Below are 13910 nucleotides of genomic sequence, written 5' to 3'. Positions count from 1 at the left end.
TATTCCAGTCACTCTGGTTCGGTCCTGGTTGGCCTAGCGGCTCCTGCCACTGTGAGGCAGGCATACCGCCGAATCTTGTACTGGCTCATCCCAACCCACGTGACCTTTGGTAGGGGTCACCACTAGGAGAGGAGGCGCCATGCCCATCATTACTCTTCCCGACGGCAGTCAACGTTCGTTCGATCACGCGGTTTCGGTCGCCGAAGTCGCCGCATCCATCGGTGCCGGCCTGGCCAAGGCCACCGTCGCCGGCAAGGTCGACGGCAACCTGGTCGACGCCTGCGACCTGATCGAACACGACGCCACCCTGCAGATCATCACCCCCAAGGATGCAGAGGGGCTGGAAATCATTCGCCACTCGTGCGCGCACCTGGTGGGCCACGCGGTCAAGCAGCTGTACCCGACCGCCAAGATGGTCATCGGCCCGGTCATCGACGAAGGCTTCTACTACGACATCGCCTACGAGCGTCCTTTCACGCCTGACGACATGGCTGCCATCGAGCAGCGCATGCAGCAGCTGATCGACACCGAGTACGACGTCATCAAGAAAGTCACGCCGCGTGCCGAAGTCATCGACGTGTTCACCGCCCGTGGCGAAGACTACAAGCTGCGCCTGGTCGAGGACATGCCCGACACCCAGAGCATGGGCCTGTACTACCACGAAGAATACGTCGACATGTGCCGCGGCCCGCACGTGCCGAACACTCGTTTCCTCAAGTCGTTCAAGCTGACCAAGCTGTCGGGCGCCTACTGGCGTGGCGATGCCAAGAACGAGCAGCTGCAGCGCGTGTACGGTACCGCCTGGGCTGACAAGAAGCAGCTGGCCGCCTACATCCAGCGCATCGAGGAAGCGGAAAAACGCGACCACCGCAAGATCGGCAAGCGCCTGAACCTGTTCCACCTCCAGGAAGAAGCGCCGGGCATGGTGTTCTGGCACCCGAACGGCTGGACCCTGTACCAGGTGCTCGAGCAGTACATGCGCAAGGTGCAGCGTGACAACGGCTACCTGGAGATCAAGACTCCACAGGTCGTTGACCGCAGCCTGTGGGAAAAGTCTGGCCACTGGGCCAACTACGCCGAAAACATGTTCACCACCGAGTCGGAAAACCGCGACTACGCCATCAAGCCGATGAACTGCCCATGCCACGTGCAGGTGTTCAACCAGGGCCTGAAGAGCTACCGCGAGCTGCCGATGCGCCTGGCCGAGTTCGGTGCCTGCCACCGCAACGAGCCTTCGGGCGCCCTGCACGGCATCATGCGCGTGCGCGGCTTCGTCCAGGACGATGCGCACATCTTCTGCACCGAAGAGCAGATGCAGTCCGAATCGGCCGCGTTCATCAAGCTGACCATGGACGTGTACAGCGACTTCGGCTTCAAGGATATCCAACTCAAGCTCTCCACTCGTCCAGAAAAGCGTGTAGGCAGCGACGAATTGTGGGATCGTGCTGAGTCCGCCCTGGCCGCCGCGCTGGACGCTGCTGGCCTGCCGTACGACCTGCAGCCGGGCGAGGGTGCGTTCTACGGTCCGAAAATCGAGTTCTCCCTGAAGGATTGCCTGGGTCGCGTCTGGCAGTGCGGTACGCTGCAGCTGGACTTCAACCTGCCAATCCGCCTGGGCGCCGAGTACGTGTCCGAGGACAACGGTCGCAAGCATCCGGTCATGCTGCACCGTGCAATCCTGGGTTCGTTCGAGCGTTTCGTCGGTATCCTGATCGAGCACTACGAAGGTGCGTTCCCGGCCTGGCTGGCGCCAACCCAGGCAGTGATCATGAACATCACTGATAAACAAGCCGATTTTGTGCAATCCGTGGAAAAAAATCTGACGGAAAGCGGGTTCCGTGCCAAGTCTGACTTGAGAAATGAAAAGATCGGCTTTAAAATCCGCGAGCATACGTTGCTCAAGGTTCCTTATCTCCTGGTTATCGGGGACAAGGAAGTCGAAACGCAAACTGTCGCTGTGCGTACCCGTGAAGGTGCAGACCTGGGCTCCATGCCCGTCGCCCAGTTCACCGAGTTCCTCGCACAAGCGGTTTCCCGGCGTGGTCGCCAAGATTCGGAGTAATTATTATTAAGCGTGAAATGAGACAAGATAAACGAGCTGCACCGAAAGCCCCGATCAACGAGAATATCTCGGCACGCGAGGTTCGGTTAATTGGCGCTGACGGCGAGCAGGTTGGCATCGTCTCGATTGATGAAGCGCTTCGTATCGCTGAAGAAGCGAAGCTGGATCTGGTAGAAATTTCTGCCGACGCAGTGCCTCCGGTTTGCCGAGTCATGGACTACGGCAAATCGATCTTCGAGAAGAAGAAGCAGATTGCTGCGGCGAAGAAGAACCAGAAGCAGATCCAGGTAAAAGAAATCAAGTTTCGTCCAGGGACGGAGGAAGGGGATTACCAGGTAAAACTACGCAACCTGGTACGTTTCCTTAGTGATGGGGACAGGGCCAAGATTTCGTTGAGATTTCGCGGCCGTGAGATGGCACACCAGGAGCTGGGGATGGAGCTGCTCAAGCGCGTCGAACAAGACCTGCTGGAGTACGGTTCCGTCGAGCAGCATCCTAAGATGGAAGGACGCCAGCTGATCATGGTCATCGCCCCCAAGAAAAAGAAATAACCACCAGGGCACGGCAGGCCTTGCGGTTATGTTTATCAACTGAATGCGGAGTATCCGAACATGCCAAAGATGAAAACCAAGAGTGGTGCAGCTAAGCGGTTCCTGAAAACCGCTAACGGCATCAAGCACAAGCACGCTTTCAAGAGCCACATCCTGACCAAAATGTCGACTAAGCGTAAGCGTCAACTGCGCGGCAGCAGCCTGCTGCACGCATCGGACGTTGCAAAAGTCGAGCGCATGCTGCGCCTTCGTTAATTTTCGGTCAAAGATAGAGGAAGTTACTCATGGCTCGTGTAAAGCGTGGCGTCATTGCCCGTAAGCGTCACAAAAAGATTCTGAAACTGGCTAAAGGCTACTACGGCGCGCGTTCGCGCGTATTCCGTGTTGCCAAGCAAGCGGTCATCAAGGCAGGCCAATACGCCTACCGCGACCGTCGTCAGAAGAAGCGTCAGTTCCGCGCTCTGTGGATCGCCCGTATCAACGCTGGTGCTCGTGTAAACGGTCTGTCCTACAGCCGTTTCATCGCTGGCCTGAAAAAAGCGTCCATCGAGATCGACCGTAAGGTTCTGGCTGATCTGGCAGTGAACGAAAAAGCGGCGTTTGCTGCGATTGTCGAGAAAGCTAAAGCCACTCTGGCCTAAGTACCCACGACAATCACCCAGGGCCGTTTTCCACGGCTTCGGGTGTTAAACGTCATAAACAGGGGAAGAGCCTTTAAGCTCTTCCCCTGTTTTGTATCTGGAGTCTGTACATGGAAAACCTGGATGCGCTGGTCTCTCAAGCTCTGGAGGCCGTGCAAAACGCTGAAGATATCAATGCCCTGGAGCAGATCCGGGTTCACTTCCTTGGCAAGAAGGGCGAACTGACTCAGGTGATGAAGACCCTGGGCAACCTGCCTGCCGATGAGCGCCCGAAAGTCGGCGCGCTGATCAACGTCGCCAAGGAGCGTGTTACAGAAGTCCTCAACGCACGCAAGGCCGGTTTCGAAGAAGCCGAACTGAGTGCCAAGCTCGCTGCCGAGCAGATCGACGTGACCCTGCCGGGCCGCGGCCAGGCCTCTGGCGGCCTGCACCCGATCACTCGCACCCTTGAGCGGATCGAGCAGTTCTTCACCCACATCGGCTACGGCATCGCCGAAGGCCCTGAGGTGGAAGACGACTACCACAACTTCGAGGCGCTCAACATCCCAGGCCATCACCCGGCCCGGTCGATGCACGACACCTTCTATTTCAATGCGAACATGCTGCTGCGCACCCACACCTCGCCGGTGCAGGTCCGCTCCATGGAATCTTCGCAGCCTCCGATTCGCATCGTCTGCCCAGGCCGGGTATACCGCAGCGACTCGGATATCACCCACTCGCCGATGTTCCATCAGGTCGAGGGCTTGCTGATCGACCGCGACATCAACTTCGCGGACCTGAAAGGCACCATCGAGGAATTCCTGCGGGTGTTCTTCGAGAAAGAATTGGCCGTGCGCTTCCGTCCGTCCTACTTCCCGTTCACCGAGCCTTCGGCTGAAGTCGACATCCAGTGCGTGATGTGCAGCGGCAAAGGCTGCCGTGTGTGCAAGCAGACTGGCTGGCTGGAAGTGATGGGCTGCGGCATGGTGCACCCGAACGTGCTGCGCATGTCTGGCATCGACCCTGAAGAATTCCAGGGCTTCGCCTTCGGCATGGGCGCCGAGCGCCTCGCCATGCTGCGTTATGGCGTCAATGACTTGCGCCTGTTCTTCGACAACGACTTGCGCTTCCTCGCGCAATTTCGCTAAACGAATTATTAGGAGAGCAGGATGAAATTCAGTGAACAATGGCTGCGTGGCTGGGTAAGCCCGCAGGTCGGCCGCGATGAGCTGGTGGCCCGTCTGTCCATGGCCGGTCTGGAAGTGGACAGCGTCACCCCCGCGGCTGGCGAATTCACCGGCGTGATCGTCGGCGAAGTGCTGAGCACCGAGCAACACCCCGATGCCGACAAGCTGCGCGTCTGCCAGGTCAGCAACGGCACCGAGACCTTCCAGGTCGTCTGCGGCGCGCCGAACGTGCGCCCGGGCCTGAAGATCCCGTTCGCCACCCTGGGCGCCCAGCTGCCTGGCGACTTCAAGATCAAGAAGGCCAAGCTGCGTGGCGTCGAGTCCAACGGCATGCTCTGCTCGCAGTCCGAACTGCAAGTGGGCGAGGGCAACGACGGCCTGATGGAACTGCCGGCCGACGCGCCGGTGGGTGAAGACTTCCGCGTATACCTGGGCCTGGACGACGCCAGCATCGAGGTCGACCTGACCCCGAACCGCGGCGACTGCCTGTCCCTGGCCGGCCTGGCCCGTGAAGTGGGCGCGCTGTACGCCGCTCCTGTCGCACGTCCGGTGGTGCCTGCCGTGGCCGCGGTCAACGACGAAGTGCGCCCGGTGGAAGTGCTGGCGCCTGCCGCCTGCCCACGCTACCTGGGCCGCGTCATCCGCAACGTCGACCTGTCCAAGCCGACCCCGCTGTGGATGGTGGAACGCCTGCGCCGCAGCGACGTGCGCAGCATCGACGCTGCCGTCGACATCACCAACTACGTGATGATCGAGCTGGGCCAGCCGCTGCACGCCTTCGACCTGGCTGAAATCAACGGCGGCATTCGCGTGCGCATGGCCGAGGAGGGCGAGAAGCTCGTCCTGCTGGACGGCCAGGAAGTCACCCTGCGCGCCGACACCCTGGTCATTGCCGACCACAGCCGTGCCCTGGCCATCGCCGGTGTCATGGGTGGCGAGCACAGCGGTGTGACCGCCAAGACTCGCGACATCTTCCTGGAAAGCGCGTTCTTCGACCAGATCGCCGTCGCTGGCAAGGCCCGTTCCTACGGCCTGCACACCGATGCCTCGCACCGCTACGAGCGTGGCGTGGACTTCAACCTGGCCCGCGAAGCCATGGAGCGCGCCACTGGCCTGCTGCTGGAAATCACCGGTGGCGAGCCTGGCCCGATCATCGAGACCGTCAGCCAGCAACACCTGCCGAACATCGCGCCGATCACCCTGCGTGCCGAGCGCGTCAGCCAGATGCTGGGCATGGACATGCCGGCCGCGCAGATCGAAAGCCTGATCGCCGCCCTGGGCCTGGGCATCGTTGCCGAAGGTGAAGGCCAATGGCGCGTAGAAGTGCCAAGCCATCGCTTCGACATCAGCCTGGAAGTGGACCTGATCGAAGAACTGGCGCGCCTGTACGGCTACAACCACCTGCCGGTTCGCTACCCGCAAGCCCGCCTGGCCCCGCAAGCCAAGGCCGAAGCCCGTGGCGAGCTGCCGGAGCTGCGTCGCCTGCTGGTTGCCCGTGGCTACCAGGAAGCGATCACCTACAGCTTCATCGATCCGAAGTGGTTCGAGCTGTTCAACCCAGGCGTCGAGCCGCTGCTGCTGGCCAACCCGATCTCCAACGACATGGCTGCCATGCGCAGTTCGTTGCTGCCGGGCCTGGTCAAGGCGCTGCAACACAACCTCAATCGCCAGCAGACCCGCGTGCGCCTGTTCGAAAGCGGCCTGCGCTTCGTTGGCCAGCTGGACGGCCTGAAGCAGGAGCCCATGCTGGCCGGCCTGATCTGCGGCACCCGCCTGCCGGAAGGCTGGGCGCAAGGCCGTGACACCGTGGACTTCTTCGACGCCAAGGCGGACGTGGAAGCGGTGCTGGGCTTCGCCGGCGCGCTGGCGCAGTTCAGCTTCGAGCCAGGCAAGCACCCGGCGCTGCACCCAGGCCAGACCGCGCGCATCGTGCGTGAAGGTCGCGAAGTCGGCTACCTCGGCGCCCTGCACCCAGAGCTGGTAAAAGCCCTGGGCCTGGACCGCGCGGTGTTCGTCTTCGAACTGGTGCTGGCGGAAGTGGCCGAAGGCAAGTTGCCGAAGTTCTCGGAACTGTCCCGGTTCCCTGAAGTGCGTCGCGACCTGGCCTTGGTGGCGGATCTTGAAGTGCCTTCTAGCGCGATCATGCAGGTTATTCGTGAAAATGCAGGGGAATGGCTCACGGACCTCAGCCTTTTTGACGTCTACCAAGGTAAAGGTATTGATCCCAATAGAAAAAGCCTTGCAGTTGGCTTGACCTGGCAGCATCCATCGCGCACTCTTAATGACGATGAGGTGAATTCCACGACGCAAGCTATCCTCACCTCGCTCGAACAAAGGTTGAATGCCACGTTAAGGAAGTAGCGCATGGGGGCTCTGACGAAAGCTGAGATGGCCGAGCGTCTTTACGAAGAGCTGGGCCTGAACAAACGGGAGGCCAAGGAATTGGTCGAACTGTTTTTCGAGGAAATCAGGCACGCTCTGGAAGACAACGAGCAGGTCAAACTGTCCGGTTTCGGCAACTTTGACCTGCGCGACAAGCGCCAGCGGCCTGGCCGCAACCCGAAAACCGGTGAGGAAATCCCGATCACGGCTCGCCGTGTGGTCACCTTTCGTCCAGGGCAGAAGTTGAAGGCCCGAGTTGAGGCATATGCTGGAACCAAGTCATAACGACGAGCTTCCGCCGATTCCTGGCAAACGCTACTTCACCATTGGTGAGGTCAGTGAACTTTGCGCCGTAAAACCCCACGTACTGCGGTACTGGGAGCAGGAGTTTCCTCAGCTCAACCCGGTCAAGCGCCGCGGAAACCGCCGGTATTATCAGCGCCAGGACGTGCTGATGATCCGGCAGATCCGCGCCCTGCTCTACGACCAGGGCTTCACCATTGGCGGCGCGCGCCTGCGCCTGTCCAGCGACGAAGCCAAGGACGACACCACCCAGTACAAGCAGCTGATTCGTCAGATGATCTCGGAACTGGAAGACGTGTTGGTCGTACTGAAAAAGTAACAAATCGGGTCGAGAAAATACTTCCACTTTTCAAAAGCTTGCGGTATATTCTTGATCGTTCCCTTCAACAAGGAACAGCTCTAAAGCAACAGGTTTCACGCCTAGTCGGGGCGTAGCGCAGTCCGGTAGCGCACTAGCATGGGGTGCTAGGGGTCGAGTGTTCGAATCACTCCGTCCCGACCATATAATTCAATGACTTAGCCAAATCTGAAAAGGTTGGGCTTTTTCATGTGCGTGACTTTTGCGTGACTTCTCTGTTTTTCATGCCTGCCTCCTCTTCAAAATTGTCAGTGCCGGGCCGCGCGAGTCGGTTGCTGACACCATGTTTGCCGCCTTGATAAGCTGTTCCAGTTCTGCTGCCGAGTAGTGACTGGTAATGCTGCCGTTCTTGTGGCCGAGCAAAGCCTTGCGATCCTCCTCAGTCACGCCTGCTGCACGTAGCCTTCTGCCAAAGGTGTGCTTCAGGTCGTGAATGCGGATGCTGGCAAACCCAGCGTGCGCCGGCCGCAAAAACTTCTCCTGCCACTTCTTTGCCGCCCTGACCCTGGCCTTCTTCCAGGCTGAGTCGTTCATCCGGTGGATCTGCGTTGGCTGACCATCTCCGTCCGGCTGCCCGAACGGGAAAACGTAGCTACGGTGCTTGCCGCGCATCTGGTCTACAACCGACTTCGCCACGCTGTTGAGCACCACCAGGCGCTCATCCCCGTTCTTCACCCCTGACCGTTCATGCCGGCCGCCGAAGTCGGCAGGTATCAAAAACACACTGGTGCCCAACTCGGGTACCGGTATCTCCCACTCCCACTTCAACTTGCAGACCTCCTGCTCCCGGCAGCCCGAGTTCACCTTGAACAGGGCCATCGACTGCAGGTGCGCCGGCAATTCCCCAAAAAGAATCGACTGCTCATCCCAGGACATTGGGTAAGGCTTGCGGCTCGACTTCTTCTCTTCCAGCTTCGTGAGCATCGGCACGCTATCCAGCCACGGCCTGCGCTCATCGTCTCGCCACTTCCTGGCACACAGCGACAACACCCGTACCACCCGCTCAATCGAAATATTCACCGTCCGATTTGCCACGCCGGGCTTAATCTTGCCGTCCGCCATTCGCTTCGGTGACTGCCGATCCTTGATGAACAGGGCCAAGGCCTCGTCATCGATATGGGTCAGCGGCATATCCCCGATGAAGGGTTGCAGCTGCTTGAGGTGAAGCGCCGTCAGTTTTATTGACGGCTGTCCCTGGTTTTCAATGAGGTATCGCGCTGCTGCCTCATTGAAGGTGCGCACCTTCCGCACGCCGTAGACTTTCTCCTGCCGCAGCTTCTCCAGGCGATGGATCAGGTAGCGCTCTGCTTCTTCCCGGTCACTAGTTCCAGTGCTTTCATAAAGTCGTTCTCCGCCGACCCTCTTGTCGATATGCCAGATGCCTTTCCTTTGGGAGAGGCCTGTGATCGTTTTCCGCGCCATCGTGTATCTCCGTTTTGGCGCCCGCTGCGGAGAGATTGTTGCTCCGAAGCGCCAGGTTTATCAATTGCCCTGGCCTCGACATACGCCGTGGCCCAGTCGTCAAGCTCCAGGCGGTCGAAGCCAACGCCGCGCTCCCCGATGGGGAACTCGCGCACGAAAGGCCTGACCGTCTTCCTGAATTCTTCCTTGCACATGCCGAGATAGCCCGGCGCGTCACTGGCCCGAATGAACCGCGGCTGGATGCCGCTGGATCTGGCCGCAGTTGCAGTTGCCATGGGTATGCTCCATCCGCCCTATGGCGGCAGAAGGGGTTATTGGGTGGCCTTGGCGATTGCTGCCCGAGCGCGGTCCAGGTAGTTGTGGAGCATGTTCCAGTCGTCGCCCAGTTCGGTTACCAGGTCCTGTAGGGCTTCCAGCAGGTCAGGCGCGGCGGCTATCAGCTTGGCGTTGGCCAGGGATTCCGGGCCAAACCACCAGCGCCTTTTTTCCTGCATTGGATCGATGGTGCTTACTATCGCTATGCCGATGCTGTCAGGTTCGGAGGCCGGGACAATGTATTCGTTGTCCACGGGGTCGATAAGCCATGGGCCAGGCGTGTGCTTAATTTCAGGCATGATTGATCCTTCCCGCCGAACCCCGGCAGGCAGTAGAGAGTGGGTGAGGGGTTACGTGTACTGGCGGGTGATGCGGTCGGCGATGCCGTCCAGGTGTTCGGCCATGTAGTACATGTCGTTGTTGTCGCGGCGGGATACAACGGCGCACCGTGCTACGTTGCGTCCATCGAGGATGCGCGCGACCAGGCGGATCGCGGCAGCCTCAGCCCGGCGCCGTAGCCAGCCCTTTCGGGGCAGGATCCTCATGCCGCCTCCTTGGCTCGCTGCCACCAATGCCAGGCCCTGGACATATAGCGATCCAGGTAGCTGCCGTTGGTGAGGCGCTGGCTCTGGCACCAGGTGACGGTGCAGTTGTTGTCCTCGGCGTAGGCCTGCTCGAACTTGTCACGGTCGGTCATAACAGATCTCCAGGGTTTTCCCACATCGCCTCATTGTCTTCCTCCAGCCTGGCGCACTTTTCGCGCAGCCCGGTCACCTCTCGGGCCAGCCCAATCAGATACTCCAGCGCTCCTTTCTCCTGAGCAGGGTTGAAGCCCAGTTCAGAGGCCGCAGCCTTGATCTGGCCAGAGGCGTTGAAGGATGCGCGCTGGACGGTGCGCAGGTTTTGGAGTTCGTTCAGCAGGGCCAGGATTGCGGCAGGGCTGGTAGCCGAGATGAACGCGCGCTCCTCAGCCCCGGTGATACTGCGCAACCCATGGCTCTCTGGGTGATACCAAGAAGCCGGCTCTGTAGCCTCTGCCAGGCGCTTCAGTTCGGTGTAGTCGGTCATGGCTTCACCGCCTGCCAGTAGGCTTTCAGGTCAGGCGAGGTGCGGACCAGACCTCGGCGCTTGAGGCGCTGGCAGGCCTTGCTCACATCCTCGCGCTCCGCTCCGACGGCGCCGCACATGGCCCAAGCAGTCGAGCCATCCACGGTTTGCAAATGCTCGAGCACCTTGGTATCGATCGTCTTCTGTTTCATCGGGCAATACCTCGCCACACCGCTACAGCGGCTGGCTTGAAAGTGAAAGAAATCTACGGGGAAAGGGCGGGACTGGAGATTTTCCGGGCCGGCTCAAGATTTTCTGAGCGGCGCGGCTCCAGTGATGCCCGGGTTGAGGCGCTTGAATTCGTCGAGGCACGCGTTCCAGCCCTCGGCTCTATAGGATGGGATTGTTCGTGGTACACCTCTACGCTCCGGAAGCACCACCGGCGCCTGGGCGGCCGAATGGCGGTAGAGCGGTACCAACGAAACTTCATCTGCGCGCCAAAGATTGCTGATCTTTCTGCCGTACTGGAGCCACTTAGCGGGCCTGCCGCTTTCGTGGGTTGCCTCGCATAGATATGCCACCGGCTCAGGCGGACAAACCGGGCAAGGCCACCGCAGCGAGCCGTCGCCGGAGGGGCAGGTGCAGCGGGCGAGTGCAGGTTCTGGCAGCAGCGGCACCAGGTTCGTATCGTTCCAGCCTGCCGGCGCATCACTGGGCACCCAATCGCGCTTGTGGCCGAACACCAGCCAGGAACCATCGGCCTTCCTGTAGAACTGGCCGCTGATGGTGTGCGTGGCGCCAGGTGGCGGGCAGTTGGGGCAGTTCCAGTGGTGGTCTGCCGCAGACTCAACGTTACGGCACGGCTCGCAGTACCCGCCCAGGCCGCACTGGCCGCCGTCCTTGGTGCAGGTGTTCGGCTGGGCCAGCAGCGCGCGAATCTCTTCGCACTCCCCGTAGATGCTCATGCCGTCCATGTAGATGCGCTCGAGGCGCTCCAGCAGCTCACGCGGAACGCTGATTTGGTCTTTGCTCATACTGCGACCTCTCTTACCTTGAATTCCCCGTGATCGCAGTGAAAAGTCTCGGGGTCATTCAACCATGAGCAGACGTCTTCAGCCTCGGCGCGAGAAGCAAACCGGAAGGCCTCATGCTCACCGTTGAACTGGCCGACCGAGCCAGCAATGTGCGTGACGTACATTAGGTAATCCTTGCGGTCTTCAAAGATGATGAATTTCGAGCTCACGATCCCACCTCCGGGCTGTCCTTGGTCATCTGCCCACCGGTCGCACTGGCCTTGTGGCACTTGGGGCACGACGGCTTGCCACCGACGCCGTAGAGCTCTTCAGGGGTGTAATCGCCACTTGCAAGCAGGGCCTTCTCTTCAGGCATTTGGACGCAGCAGGAAGGTCTGTCTTTGGTAAGTTGGCTGAGGAAGAGGTCGTTGCGACCGATCACCCCCAGTGTGAATCCGCGAAAGCCGATGGACGCCTTCATCTCAAGCAGCTCGGCCTGGGATTCCCGGACACGCTGCGTGGCTTCGTCAAGGCGCTGATCCGCCTCGTTCAGGCGCTGCTGCAGAGCAGCCTCATGGGCCTGCCCCCGCTTCAGGCCAAGCGCATAGCTCGCATCCTGAAGCGCGATCAGGTCGTCATTGCTTCTTGGCGAGTGGTGCACAAAATCGTTATGCAGCCGGTTGATCTCGTTCTGATCGTCTTCGGGGTAGTTCATCTATCTGTCCTCTGCGCCTGCCGCAGCAGGCTGTGATAGGGGAGAAGTACAAATGTGCTCTTGGCGCTATGCCGCCTTCGACTGGCTTGCCGCGGCGCGCCAAGGGTCATTGGCCCGGGCCAGCGCCGCCATCGGCGGCGGGCTGACGCTGTTGCCGCACATGTGCACCTGCTGGGTCTTCGTGAACAGCTTGCCGTCGGCGCCCTTGTCGATCTTGTAGGTGGCCGGGAAGCCTTGGGCCTTGTAGAGCTCATGGGGCTGCAGCATCCGCAGGCAGATATCGACGATCACGTAGGGCGTGCCCTTGACGTGCACAGTGACCAGGGCCAGGCGGTCCTTGGTGGTGATGGTCGGCGCGGGCTGGTCACAGCCGCTGGTGTTCTCGGTGCCGTAGTAGCTGACCAGAAAGGCGGCCACTCTAAGGGCGCCTTCTTCGTGCTCGGGCGACAGCTTGTATTCGACCAGGGCGTGGTGCTCGGCGCCGGCGGTCATGGTGCCCACCGGCTCGCCCATTCCGCGGCCCACGCAGTTTTTGCGCAGGGTGGCCAGGTGGGCACTTACCAGCTGCTGCTGGCTGCCGGTGTTGGTCACGGTGGTCATGGGCTCGTCCATGCCCTTGGCGTGGGTGGTGTTGAAGCCTCCATTCATCTGCGCCATGAAGGCCGTCACCAGCGCATGCTTGGCGCCGCCGGCGACGACCGTGCCCAGAGGTTGATCGAGGCCTGGCACTCGAGGCTGCTGGCCGGCACGCTCACCGTAGCCGGTCTGGATCAGGGTAGGGCTGATCAATGTCAGCTCGCCGCGATTGGCGCACGTCACCGTCGGCAGGGGCTCGGTTGGGTCGTTCACCCGGTCGCTGCCCTGGTGCGTGGCTGGTGCGATGATCGGGCTGGCCATGGCGAACGACCCACCGCGAGGCCAAGCCGTCACCGTGCGCAGCGGCTCCTGCGCGGACTGGGCCAGGGTGCCCGACCAGTTCGCGATCGGCACGATGAAGGGCGCAGGGTTGTCGATGACGAACTTCTTCATGCCCTTGGCGACTCGGCGAAGGGTGGCGCTGGCCAGCTCTTCCTTCCGGCCGAAGATGCTGCGGGTCGGTACCGACCAGTCGATGCACTCGGCAGCGGTGCGCCACTTCTGCTGGCCCTTCACCGGGTTCTTGGCGTGGGTTGGCTCCGGCCACACGATGGGCTGGCCGTCGCAGCGCGCGATCATGAACAGGCGCTCGCGGCTGGTCGGCGCGCCGAAGTCGCAGGCCTTGATGATGCGCCACTCGACCGCGTAGCCCAGGCCTTCCAGCAGGGCCACGAACCGGCGCCAGGTGGTACCGCGGCGTTTTGGGTCCGGCACCAGGAACTGCTGGCCCACCGGCACGACCTCACCAGGTTCTGCTACGTGGTGTTCGATCTTCTCCTTGCCCTTAGCGCCCATCACGCTCACCAGCTTGATCACGCGGCCGGTGGCCTTGTCGCGCTTGGCGATCAGCGGGCCCCATTGCAGGATCTGCTTCACGTTCTCCAGGCTGATCAACCGGGGCTTCTTCTTGCCCGCCCACTTCAGGCCGATCCACGACAGGTTGCGGATCTCGCGCTTGCGCGGCTGGCCGCCGGCGGCCTGGCTGTGGTGGGTGCAGTCGGGCGACATGTGGAACCAGCCCACGGCGCGCCCGCCGCATTCCTCGTCCGGGTCACCCTCGAACACGTCGGTGGTGAAGTGGCGCGCCGCTGGGTGGTTGGCGGTGTGCATGCTGATCGCCGCGGCGCTGTGGTTTTTGGCCACTGCCACCGCGCGGCCCAGGCCCATCTCCAGGCCGGTACCGGCGCCGCCGCCACCACAGAAAAAGTCGACCACGATCTCATCGTCTTGCGGGTCGAAGCCCAGGCCGTACTGGGTTTTGAAGTCGAGCGGGTGTTTCTTGAATGAGGTCATGGGCAT

18 protein-coding genes and 1 tRNA gene are annotated in these 13910 nt (G+C 61.1%); 9 read left to right on the top strand and 10 right to left on the bottom strand.

The window, feature by feature from the left end:
• Nucleotides 1-139: 139 nt before the first annotated feature.
• The 9 genes from thrS (at nucleotide 140) to RAM80_RS07790 (ending at nucleotide 7607) form a co-directional block, all read left to right on the top strand.
• Nucleotides 140-2062 carry a threonine--tRNA ligase gene (gene thrS, locus RAM80_RS07830; RefSeq protein WP_416425649.1) on the top strand — a complete coding sequence of 641 codons (1923 nt, stop codon included), beginning with the start codon at nucleotides 140-142 and terminating at the stop codon, nucleotides 2060-2062.
• Nucleotides 2062-2613: a translation initiation factor IF-3 gene (gene infC, locus RAM80_RS07825; protein ID WP_176572446.1), complete on the top strand. Its 552-nt coding sequence runs from the start codon at nucleotides 2062-2064 to the stop codon at nucleotides 2611-2613. Before thrS ends, infC begins: the two co-directional genes overlap by 1 nt.
• Before the next feature lie 60 nt (nucleotides 2614-2673).
• A complete protein-coding gene (gene rpmI, locus RAM80_RS07820; protein WP_027620572.1) occupies nucleotides 2674-2868 on the top strand; it encodes a 50S ribosomal protein L35 in 195 nt (64 codons plus the stop codon).
• A gap of 29 nt (nucleotides 2869-2897) precedes the next feature.
• Complete coding sequence (rplT, locus tag RAM80_RS07815; RefSeq protein WP_002553161.1) at nucleotides 2898-3254, top strand: 50S ribosomal protein L20; 357 nt, start codon at nucleotides 2898-2900, stop codon at nucleotides 3252-3254.
• Between the two features lie 110 nt (nucleotides 3255-3364).
• Entirely contained in the window at nucleotides 3365-4381 is a 1017-nt protein-coding gene (gene pheS / locus RAM80_RS07810) for a phenylalanine--tRNA ligase subunit alpha (RefSeq protein WP_416425648.1), read from the top strand.
• A 21-nt stretch (nucleotides 4382-4402) separates the two neighbouring features.
• On the top strand, nucleotides 4403-6781 hold the full coding sequence (gene pheT, locus RAM80_RS07805) for a phenylalanine--tRNA ligase subunit beta (protein WP_416425647.1): 2379 nt from the start codon (nucleotides 4403-4405) through the stop codon (nucleotides 6779-6781).
• A 3-nt stretch (nucleotides 6782-6784) separates the two neighbouring features.
• The gene (gene ihfA / locus RAM80_RS07800; protein WP_002553164.1) at nucleotides 6785-7087 is read left to right on the top strand and encodes an integration host factor subunit alpha; all 303 of its coding nucleotides are present in this window, start codon (nucleotides 6785-6787) and stop codon (nucleotides 7085-7087) included.
• Entirely contained in the window at nucleotides 7068-7424 is a 357-nt protein-coding gene (locus tag RAM80_RS07795) for a MerR family transcriptional regulator (RefSeq protein ID WP_158155781.1), read from the top strand. The genes ihfA and RAM80_RS07795 overlap by 20 nt, the downstream gene beginning before the upstream one ends.
• Nucleotides 7425-7530: 106 nt before the next feature.
• Nucleotides 7531-7607 (top strand) — tRNA-Pro (locus tag RAM80_RS07790).
• A 78-nt stretch (nucleotides 7608-7685) separates the two neighbouring features.
• Here the strand turns inward: RAM80_RS07790 and RAM80_RS07785 are convergent.
• The 10 genes from RAM80_RS07785 to RAM80_RS07740 all read right to left on the bottom strand — a co-directional run bounded on the left by RAM80_RS07785 (nucleotide 7686) and on the right by RAM80_RS07740 (nucleotide 13904).
• Nucleotides 7686-8885: a tyrosine-type recombinase/integrase gene (locus RAM80_RS07785; RefSeq protein WP_416425644.1), complete on the bottom strand. Its 1200-nt coding sequence runs from the start codon at nucleotides 8883-8885 to the stop codon at nucleotides 7686-7688.
• 311 nt (nucleotides 8886-9196) lie between these two features.
• Nucleotides 9197-9499, bottom strand: a complete 303-nt coding sequence (locus RAM80_RS07780; RefSeq protein ID WP_416425643.1) for a hypothetical protein — start codon at nucleotides 9497-9499, stop codon at nucleotides 9197-9199.
• A 51-nt stretch (nucleotides 9500-9550) separates the two neighbouring features.
• Nucleotides 9551-9745: a hypothetical protein gene (locus RAM80_RS07775; protein ID WP_416425642.1), complete on the bottom strand. Its 195-nt coding sequence runs from the start codon at nucleotides 9743-9745 to the stop codon at nucleotides 9551-9553.
• Nucleotides 9742-9897 carry a hypothetical protein gene (locus RAM80_RS07770; RefSeq protein WP_416425641.1) on the bottom strand — a complete coding sequence of 52 codons (156 nt, stop codon included), beginning with the start codon at nucleotides 9895-9897 and terminating at the stop codon, nucleotides 9742-9744. The genes RAM80_RS07775 and RAM80_RS07770 overlap by 4 nt, the downstream gene beginning before the upstream one ends.
• The gene (locus RAM80_RS07765; RefSeq protein WP_416425640.1) at nucleotides 9894-10268 is read right to left on the bottom strand and encodes a hypothetical protein; all 375 of its coding nucleotides are present in this window, start codon (nucleotides 10266-10268) and stop codon (nucleotides 9894-9896) included. The genes RAM80_RS07770 and RAM80_RS07765 overlap by 4 nt, the downstream gene beginning before the upstream one ends.
• Nucleotides 10265-10459: a hypothetical protein gene (locus RAM80_RS07760; protein WP_416425639.1), complete on the bottom strand. Its 195-nt coding sequence runs from the start codon at nucleotides 10457-10459 to the stop codon at nucleotides 10265-10267. The genes RAM80_RS07765 and RAM80_RS07760 overlap by 4 nt, the downstream gene beginning before the upstream one ends.
• Before the next feature lie 93 nt (nucleotides 10460-10552).
• Complete coding sequence (locus RAM80_RS07755) at nucleotides 10553-11281, bottom strand: hypothetical protein (protein WP_416425638.1); 729 nt, start codon at nucleotides 11279-11281, stop codon at nucleotides 10553-10555.
• Entirely contained in the window at nucleotides 11278-11490 is a 213-nt protein-coding gene (locus RAM80_RS07750; RefSeq protein WP_416425637.1) for a hypothetical protein, read from the bottom strand. The genes RAM80_RS07755 and RAM80_RS07750 overlap by 4 nt, the downstream gene beginning before the upstream one ends.
• Nucleotides 11487-11975, bottom strand: coding sequence for a hypothetical protein (locus RAM80_RS07745; protein WP_416425636.1), 489 nt, complete (start codon nucleotides 11973-11975; stop codon nucleotides 11487-11489). Before RAM80_RS07745 ends, RAM80_RS07750 begins: the two co-directional genes overlap by 4 nt.
• Before the next feature lie 66 nt (nucleotides 11976-12041).
• Nucleotides 12042-13904, bottom strand: a complete 1863-nt coding sequence (locus RAM80_RS07740; protein ID WP_416425635.1) for a DNA cytosine methyltransferase — start codon at nucleotides 13902-13904, stop codon at nucleotides 12042-12044.
• Nucleotides 13905-13910: the final 6 nt, after the last annotated feature.

Origin of the sequence: Pseudomonas sp. App30 (assembly GCF_047947025.1) — a bacterium.
GTDB lineage: Bacteria > Pseudomonadota > Gammaproteobacteria > Pseudomonadales > Pseudomonadaceae > Aquipseudomonas.
The sequence above is the reverse complement of the archived record's forward strand: the minus strand, read 5'-3'. Positions and strand labels throughout refer to the sequence as shown.

Coding starts and splice junctions, on each gene's coding strand:
- thrS (WP_416425649.1), top strand. CDS start 140: ATGCCCATCATTACTCTTCCCGACGGCAGTCAACGTTCGTTCGATCAC.
- rpmI (WP_027620572.1), top strand. CDS start 2,674: ATGCCAAAGATGAAAACCAAGAGTGGTGCAGCTAAGCGGTTCCTGAAA.
- rplT (WP_002553161.1), top strand. CDS start 2,898: ATGGCTCGTGTAAAGCGTGGCGTCATTGCCCGTAAGCGTCACAAAAAG.
- pheS (WP_416425648.1), top strand. CDS start 3,365: ATGGAAAACCTGGATGCGCTGGTCTCTCAAGCTCTGGAGGCCGTGCAA.
- pheT (WP_416425647.1), top strand. CDS start 4,403: ATGAAATTCAGTGAACAATGGCTGCGTGGCTGGGTAAGCCCGCAGGTC.
- ihfA (WP_002553164.1), top strand. CDS start 6,785: ATGGGGGCTCTGACGAAAGCTGAGATGGCCGAGCGTCTTTACGAAGAG.
- RAM80_RS07795 (WP_158155781.1), top strand. CDS start 7,068: ATGCTGGAACCAAGTCATAACGACGAGCTTCCGCCGATTCCTGGCAAA.
- RAM80_RS07785 (WP_416425644.1), bottom strand. CDS start 8,885: ATGGCGCGGAAAACGATCACAGGCCTCTCCCAAAGGAAAGGCATCTGG.
- RAM80_RS07780 (WP_416425643.1), bottom strand. CDS start 9,499: ATGCCTGAAATTAAGCACACGCCTGGCCCATGGCTTATCGACCCCGTG.
- RAM80_RS07775 (WP_416425642.1), bottom strand. CDS start 9,745: ATGAGGATCCTGCCCCGAAAGGGCTGGCTACGGCGCCGGGCTGAGGCT.
- RAM80_RS07770 (WP_416425641.1), bottom strand. CDS start 9,897: ATGACCGACCGTGACAAGTTCGAGCAGGCCTACGCCGAGGACAACAAC.
- RAM80_RS07765 (WP_416425640.1), bottom strand. CDS start 10,268: ATGACCGACTACACCGAACTGAAGCGCCTGGCAGAGGCTACAGAGCCG.
- RAM80_RS07760 (WP_416425639.1), bottom strand. CDS start 10,459: ATGAAACAGAAGACGATCGATACCAAGGTGCTCGAGCATTTGCAAACC.
- RAM80_RS07755 (WP_416425638.1), bottom strand. CDS start 11,281: ATGAGCAAAGACCAAATCAGCGTTCCGCGTGAGCTGCTGGAGCGCCTC.
- RAM80_RS07745 (WP_416425636.1), bottom strand. CDS start 11,975: ATGAACTACCCCGAAGACGATCAGAACGAGATCAACCGGCTGCATAAC.
- RAM80_RS07740 (WP_416425635.1), bottom strand. CDS start 13,904: ATGACCTCATTCAAGAAACACCCGCTCGACTTCAAAACCCAGTACGGC.